General features: G+C 56.0%; 8 protein-coding genes. 4 read left to right on the top strand and 4 right to left on the bottom strand.

Going from position 1 to position 7,083, the window contains the following annotated elements; translation table 11 throughout:
* Positions 1-188: 188 nt before the first annotated feature.
* Entirely contained in the window at positions 189-512 is a 324-nt protein-coding gene (locus AC3B8H_RS02650) for a rhodanese-like domain-containing protein (protein ID WP_488440068.1), read from the bottom strand.
* Complete coding sequence (locus AC3B8H_RS02655; protein WP_488440069.1) at positions 503-1,663, bottom strand: aminotransferase class I/II-fold pyridoxal phosphate-dependent enzyme; 1,161 nt, start codon at positions 1,661-1,663, stop codon at positions 503-505. Before AC3B8H_RS02655 ends, AC3B8H_RS02650 begins: the two co-directional genes overlap by 10 nt.
* Before the next feature lie 108 nt (positions 1,664-1,771).
* Between AC3B8H_RS02655 and dksA the strand changes: the two genes are divergently transcribed.
* From dksA to AC3B8H_RS02675, 4 genes are read left to right on the top strand one after another with little or no spacing between them, the layout of a single operon-like run.
* Positions 1,772-2,203, top strand: a complete 432-nt coding sequence (gene dksA / locus AC3B8H_RS02660) for an RNA polymerase-binding protein DksA (RefSeq protein ID WP_064031780.1) — start codon at positions 1,772-1,774, stop codon at positions 2,201-2,203.
* Positions 2,200-3,108, top strand: coding sequence for a tRNA glutamyl-Q(34) synthetase GluQRS (gene gluQRS, locus AC3B8H_RS02665; RefSeq protein ID WP_488440070.1), 909 nt, complete (start codon positions 2,200-2,202; stop codon positions 3,106-3,108). Before dksA ends, gluQRS begins: the two co-directional genes overlap by 4 nt.
* A gap of 13 nt (positions 3,109-3,121) precedes the next feature.
* The gene (acs, locus tag AC3B8H_RS02670; RefSeq protein WP_488440071.1) at positions 3,122-5,062 is read left to right on the top strand and encodes an acetate--CoA ligase; all 1,941 of its coding nucleotides are present in this window, start codon (positions 3,122-3,124) and stop codon (positions 5,060-5,062) included.
* Complete coding sequence (locus AC3B8H_RS02675) at positions 5,059-5,994, top strand: DMT family transporter (RefSeq protein ID WP_488440072.1); 936 nt, start codon at positions 5,059-5,061, stop codon at positions 5,992-5,994. The genes acs and AC3B8H_RS02675 overlap by 4 nt, the downstream gene beginning before the upstream one ends.
* A gap of 40 nt (positions 5,995-6,034) precedes the next feature.
* Here the strand turns inward: AC3B8H_RS02675 and AC3B8H_RS02680 are convergent, their stop codons facing one another.
* Together AC3B8H_RS02680 and AC3B8H_RS02685 are read right to left on the bottom strand one after the other, a co-directional pair.
* Complete coding sequence (locus AC3B8H_RS02680; protein WP_488440073.1) at positions 6,035-6,607, bottom strand: VPLPA-CTERM sorting domain-containing protein; 573 nt, start codon at positions 6,605-6,607, stop codon at positions 6,035-6,037.
* Positions 6,608-6,863: 256 nt separating this feature from the next.
* Positions 6,864-7,083: hypothetical protein (locus AC3B8H_RS02685; protein WP_488440074.1), on the bottom strand; the 220-nt coding region annotated here is incomplete at its 5' end.

Genomic DNA, 7,083 nt, shown 5'->3' on the forward strand with positions numbered 1-7,083 from the left:
GATTTTTTATTTTTAATTGCGGATCAAAATTCTTCGAGTCAGGTCCGGCCCCAGCGGGCGAAAACCCAGGCTTAGCGATCGGCTTGCTACCGCTTCCGGAGAACACGCCTTACGCAGCGGTTTCGCGGGCAACGCGGCCGCGATCATTGCCATTTGCCGATCGCGCGGCCAATGGCAACCGGTGTCTATCAGTAACGCGGAACGCCGGAATCGCAGATCAAGGACCAAGCGTCGATGCCGCCCTGCAAATTGTATAAGCGGCTATAGCCGTGGTGTTGCAGAAAGAAGCAGGCTTGCTGGCTGCGCATCCCGTGATGGCAGATCACCACGATGTCGCGTTCGGTATCCAACTCGTCCAAGCGTTGCGGAATCTGTTGCAACGGAATTAATTGGCTGCCTTCGATGCGAGCGTAGGCGAACTCATGAGGTTCTCGAACGTCCAGCAATAATGGCGCCGGCTCGGCTTCCAGACGTTGTTTAAGTTGTTGCGGGGTGTATTGGGTTATCGACATAAAAAGGTTTCCAATCGGGTCAGCGCGGCGGCCATTCTATCGACAGAAGCGGTATATGCAAAACGAATGTGCTGATCGGCGCGATAAACACCAAAATCCCGGCCCGGCGTCACCGCCACGGCCTGACTCTCCAACAACTCTTTGGCGAATTGGAAACTGTCGTCCGCCAGATCGCTGCTTTCCGCGTAGACGTAGAACGCGCCTTGCGGTTTGCGGGCAATGCGAAATCCCAGTTTCGGCAAATTCTCGTACAGAAAGTCGCGTCGGCGCTGAAACTCGCGGCGCCTCGCTTCCAGTTCCGCCAGATTTTCCGGCGTAAAGCTGGCCAACGCGGCGTACTGCGATTGGGTCGAGGTGGCAATAAAGATGTTTTGCGCCAAGCGTTCGGCGGCATCGACAAATTCGTCCGGAACCACCAACCAACCGACCCGCCAACCGGTCATGCCGAAAAACTTGGAGAAACTGTTGATGACGAATACCTCGTCGCTAAATGCCAACGCGCTGGTCACCGCGTCGTCGTAAACCAAGCCGTGATAGATTTCGTCCGAATAAAAGCAACCGCCCAACTCGGCAACCTTGGCGATGGCATGACGTAGCGCTTCCTGGCTAATCACGGTCCCGGTCGGATTCGACGGCGATGCAATCAACGCCCCTTTGCAATCCGCGTCCCAATGTTCGGCGATCAGGTCGGCATCGAGTTGGTAATCGTTGTCCGCGCCGACCGGAATTAAACCGCTACAACCGCCGAACAGACGGACAAAATTGTCGTTACAGGGATAACAAGGATCGGCCATCAGAATTCGCTCGCCGGGATTGATGCTGATGCCGAACGCCAACAAAAAGGCGCCGGAAGCACCTGGAGTCACGAAGATTCGCCGGGCGTCGACTTTGATGCCGGCGGCCCGGTAATATTCGGCGATGGCTTCTCGCAACGGCGGCAATCCGGCGGCCGGGGTGTATTTCACTTCACCGGCCCGCAAAAACCGATTCCCGGCGGCCAACACCGCCGGCGGCGTTGGAAAGTCCGGCTCGCCGATTTCCATGTGGATCACATCCCTACCCTGAGCTTCCAATTGCTTCGCGCGCTGCAACAGCGCCATCACGTAAAACGCGCTGATCCCGCGCATCCGTTCCGCAATATGCTGCTTCATCAATGCCGACCCAGAAACCAAAAGAGCCGCATCATAACAAACTTCTTGCTTGCCCCTGGCTATTCTGATAAAAAGCCCCGATTTTTTCAGTCCGCCAGGAGTCATTGGATGAACAATTCTCAACCTGCTACGTCAGAATATTCTTTTAAACCTTACGAGGAAAAAGATGGCGAAGAGTACATGAACGAAGCGCAGCTCAAACACTTTGCTGCGATTTTGAACAAATGGAAATCCGACCTGATGAAGGAAGTTGACCGCACGGTCACGCATATGCAGGACGAAGCCGCCAATTTCCCCGATCCCAACGATAGAGCCACCCAGGAGTCCGAATTCAGTCTGGAATTGCGCACCCGCGACCGGGAGCGTAAATTGATCAAGAAGATTGACGAAGCCCTGAAGGAAATCGAATCCGGCAATTACGGTTATTGCGAAACCTGCGGCATCGAGATCGGCATCCGCCGCCTGGAGGCTCGCCCGACCGCGACCCTGTGCATCGATTGCAAAACCCTGGACGAAATCCGCGAGAAACAACTGGGTTGATCCGGCAACCCGATTCGGTACGCTACATCGGCCGGTTCGCGCCCTCGCCCACCGGCCCACTTCATCTCGGCTCGCTCTGTACCGCGCTGGCCAGCTTTCTGGACGCCCGCAGCCACGGTGGCCGCTGGCTGTTGCGAATCGACGACCTCGACACGCCGCGTAACGTGGCGGGCGCCGCCGAACGCATCATCGACGCCTTGTTCGGATTCGGGCTGCAATGGGACGGCGAAATCGACTTCCAGAGCCGGCATCTGGCCGAATACGCCGCCGCGATCGAACGGCTCCGCGACCGGAACCTGCTTTATCGCTGTATTTGCAGCCGGACTCAATTGGCCGATTCGCCGGACCGCTACCCCGGCTATTGTCGAAACCGGGATACCGATCCCACCCAGGCTCATGCGCTAAGGCTCGTCTGTCCTAACGAAGAAATCGAAATTATCGATCGCTTGCAAGGAGCGGTTCGACAAAACTTGGCCGAACAAGTCGGCGACTTTGTCGTCCTGCGCAAGGACCGGATTTTCGCCTACCAATTGGCGGTGGTCGTCGACGATTGTCGCCATGGGATCAATCATGTGGTGCGGGGTTGCGATTTATTGGACTCCACGCCGAGGCAAGGTTATTTGTACCGGTTACTTGGGCAATCTCCGTCGACGTACGCGCACATTCCCGTCATCGTCGACGAAACCGGCCAAAAACTCAGTAAACAAAGTCGCGCGGCGGCGGTCGGCGTCGGTACCGCCGGTCGCACCTTATACCGGTTGCTCGGCTTGCTCAAGCAAGAGCCTCCCGCGTCGTTGCGTAACGCCTCGATCAAGGATTTACTCGACTGGGGAATCCACCATTGGCAACCGGCGCAACTCAGCGGCGTCGCCCGAATTAGCCAAGCTGTCGCCCACGATTATTAAAAAGGAGATGAAGATGTCCGACCAGAAACTCTATCCGGTGATCCCGGCCATCGCCGCCGGCGCCCATATCGACCATGACCGCTACCTTGAAATGTACCGGCAATCGATAGACGATCCGGAAACCTTTTGGTCCGAACAAGCGGAACAATTTTTGGATTGGGAACGCCGGTGGGATCGAGTGCTGGCTCACGATTACCCGCGCGGCGAGATTCAGTGGTTCATCGGCGGCAAGCTGAATGTCACCGTCAATTGCCTGGATCGGCATCTGGCAACTCGCGGCGATCAAACCGCCATCATCTGGGAAGGCGACGATCCGAGCCATCACAGCACCCTGACTTACCGGGAACTGCATCGCCGAGTTTGCAAGTTTGCCAACGTCATGAAATCGCACGGCGTCGGCAAAGGCGACCGGGTTTGTATCTACCTGCCGATGATCGCCGAAGCCGCCGTCGTGATCTTGGCCTGCGCTCGAATCGGCGCGATTCATTCCATTGTGTTCGGCGGCTTCTCCGCCGATGCCTTGCGCGATCGGATACTCGACGCCGACTGCTGGTTTTTGATCTGCGCCGACGAAAGCTACCGGGGCGGCAAAATCGTCCATTCCAAACTCAACGTGGACAAGGCCGCCAAGCAATGCCCGAATCTGCGAACCGTCGTCGTCATCAAGCATACCGGCCACGATATTCCGTGGACCGACGGCCGCGACGTCTGCTACCACGAAGCGATGCGGAGCGCCGACGAGAGCTGCGCGCCGGAGTTGATGGATGCCGAGGATCCCTTGTTCATTCTGTATACGTCCGGATCGACCGGTCTGCCCAAGGGCGTTTTGCACACGACCGGCGGCTACCTGCTGTACGCCGCGATGACTCACAAGTACGTGTTTGACTATCGGGAACGCGACGTTTATTGGTGCACGGCCGACATAGGCTGGATCACCGGGCATTCCTACGTCCTGTACGGCCCACTTTGCAACGGCGCGACCACGCTGATGTTCGAGGGGGTGCCGACCTATCCCGAGCCCGATCGCTTCTGGCAAGTCATCGACAAACATCAGGTCAATATTTTTTATACCGCACCCACCGCAATTCGGGCGTTGATGGCGCAAGGCGACACCTATGTCCAGCGTACCAGCCGCTCCAGCCTAAGGGTGCTCGGCAGTGTCGGCGAACCCATCAACCCCGAAGCCTGGGAATGGTATTACCGGGTGGTCGGCGACCAGCGCTGCCCGGTGGTCGATACTTGGTGGCAAACCGAAACCGGCGGCATTCTGATTACGCCACTACCGGGCGCCACCGCGTTGAAACCCGGATCGGCGACCTTACCGTTTTTCGGGGTACAGCCGGCCATTCTGGATGCGGAAGGCCGGGTGCTCGACGGCGAGGCGGAAGGCATATTGGTGTTGACCTTTCCCTGGCCGGGTCAAGCCCGTAGCGTCTACGGCGACCATCAGCGCTTCGTCGATACCTATTTCAGCAAATTTCCCGGCTACTATTTTGCCGGCGACGGCGCTCGCCGCGACGCGGACGGCTATTACTGGATTACCGGCCGTATCGACGACGTGCTGAACGTTTCCGGCCACCGTTTGGGTACCGCCGAAATCGAAAGCGCATTGGTGCTGCACGATCATGTCGCCGAAGCCGCGGTCGTCGGCTTTCCGCATCCAATTAAAGGGCAAGGAATATACGCTTACGTGACGTTGAACGTCGGCGTCGAAGGTAGCGAGACCCTGAAAGCGGAACTGAAGAATCTAGTTCGCGACGAAGTCAGCGCAATTGCACTGCCCGATGCGATTCAATGGTCGCCGGGACTGCCGAAAACCCGTTCCGGCAAGATCATGCGCCGTATCTTGCGCAAGATTGCCGCCAACGAATTCGGCGATTTGGGCGACACGTCCACGTTGGCCGATCCGGCTGTCGTCGAGCAGTTGATCGCCGACCGACAGCATCCGAGTTGAAACCGCGGCTCGCGTTGGCCTATTTCGGCGTCGTACTGATCTGGACGACGACGCCGCTGGCGATTAAATGGAGCAGCGTTGGTGTCGGCTATGTATTCGGCGCGACCGGCCGGATGTCGATCGGTTTGGCCTGCCTGCTGATTCTCCTGCTGCTACGCCGGCAGGGTTTACCGGGTCACCGGTTAGCGCTACGCACCTATTTAGCCGTTTCGGTGCAGATTTACGCCAGCATGCTGATCACGTACTGGTCAGCGCGTTTCGTACCGTCAGGCTGGATCTCGGTCATTTTCGGCCTTAGCCCATTCATGACGGCATTCATGGCAGCCGCCTATCTCAAGGAACGCAGCCTGGGTTGGCGAAAACTACTGGCCTATAGCCTCGGCACTTTTGGCTTGGCGGTGATGTTCAGCTCGGCCATGGAGCTAAACCCGATGGCCATCCAAGGCATGCTCGGTGTATTGCTGGCCACCTTCATTCACGCGGCCAGCGCGGTCTGGGTCAAGCAAATCGACGCCAAACTGCCTGCGGTACAGCAGATCACCGGCGGATTGCTGATTTCAGTGCCTTTGTACTTCTTGACTTGGTTCATACTGGAAGGCGGCGCCTTCCCGGCACAAATTCAACCGCAAACCCTGTATGCCATCGTCTATCTCGGTGTCGTGGCAACAGCGGTGGGGTTTGCCTTGTATTACTACGTGCTCGGACAATTCCCGGCCACCAACGTAGCCATGATGAACCTGATGACGCCGGTATTATCGTTGCTGCTCGGATATCTGGCCAATCGGGAACCCATATCCATTAAAACCGTCATCGGCACCGCGTTAATCATGGCGGCCTTGGCTCTGCATCATTTGGCGGACCGCTACCGCGCGCCGCATCGTAAAGCCTCGAAACCCAAAAAAGGCCGAGCAAAAAAAAACCGAGGCCGCTGAACGCGGGCCTCGGTTTCCAAACTACCTAACGAATAGCTAATTAGGCATTCACAACCGATTTACGACGGCCAGTGTACAGCAAGCCCAACAAAGCACTGGTCAACATCCAAACGGAAGCCGGCAGCGGAACTTGTGAGACTGGATCATCGTCAACGACGGTTGACGGCGTAATGTCGGTAACCAATGCGATGTCAGTTAGCAATTTGCTACCGAATGCCAGCAGGTAGGAGTTGTCAACCAATTCCAACCCTTTCTTAACATTGGTCCAAGTGCCACCGCTGGTTTTTATACCAAATTGAAAATGACTTGAGCCTTTCAATGTGCCGGTAACGCTAGGATCGCTGAGCAAGCTCACGGTCCAGTCGGGCCCACTACCAGCCGCAAAGCTGATGGTAGCGCCGCCAGTGAACGTCAAAACCGGCGTTGCACTGCTTGATGTGGCGGAGTCTTCGAAAATGCCGAATTCTGCAGCCGGAAAACCCAACACAGAAGCAAGGGTGATAAAACTGATGTCACCGTCGGTAGGTTCCCACACAACACTTGCAGAAGCAGCATTGGCAACCATCAACAGGCACACCGCCAAACATTTTTTGAAAGATAAAATCATCTTCATTGATTTTCCCCATAGTTAACGTTAACAAAAGGCCATCCTAATAGCCAACCTTTCCTACAACCGATAATGGTCCACAATACCGATCATAGGAGAGACAGGCGCATTTAACTTCATGCCAAATGCACATGTCAGTTTCGTTACTGCAATATGCGTACCAAGAATGCATGACCATATATATCAATGCCTTATAAACATTAGGATTCGATTATGTAAAAAAAACCAACAGAATTTCGCGCGTTAGTGTTTAACAGACGGGTTATTCACCAATACGGTGCGCTCGGCAGTCGGCAGCAACGAAAGTAACAGCACCGTCTTGAGGCGCATCGGCAACACCTTGCTTGATTAGAGTGTACCAAGCCGCACGATTACGGTTGCGCTGGAATATGCCCGCGACAATGCCTTGTCTGGCAAGCTGGTCACGGTATAGAATCGCCCGCGATTTTTCCCTGAATACGCCAAGAGACAATGCGTTTTTC

It is taken from the genome of Methylomonas sp. BG-2, from assembly GCF_057766305.1.

Excerpts from the sequence above, each read along its gene's own strand:
- AC3B8H_RS02650 (WP_488440068.1), bottom strand. The coding sequence starts at position 512 with ATGTCGATAACCCAATACACCCCGCAACAACTTAAACAACGTCTGGAA.
- AC3B8H_RS02655 (WP_488440069.1), bottom strand. The coding sequence starts at position 1,663 with ATGAAGCAGCATATTGCGGAACGGATGCGCGGGATCAGCGCGTTTTAC.
- dksA (WP_064031780.1), top strand. The coding sequence starts at position 1,772 with ATGAACAATTCTCAACCTGCTACGTCAGAATATTCTTTTAAACCTTAC.
- acs (WP_488440071.1), top strand. The coding sequence starts at position 3,122 with ATGTCCGACCAGAAACTCTATCCGGTGATCCCGGCCATCGCCGCCGGC.
- AC3B8H_RS02680 (WP_488440073.1), bottom strand. The coding sequence starts at position 6,607 with ATGAAGATGATTTTATCTTTCAAAAAATGTTTGGCGGTGTGCCTGTTG.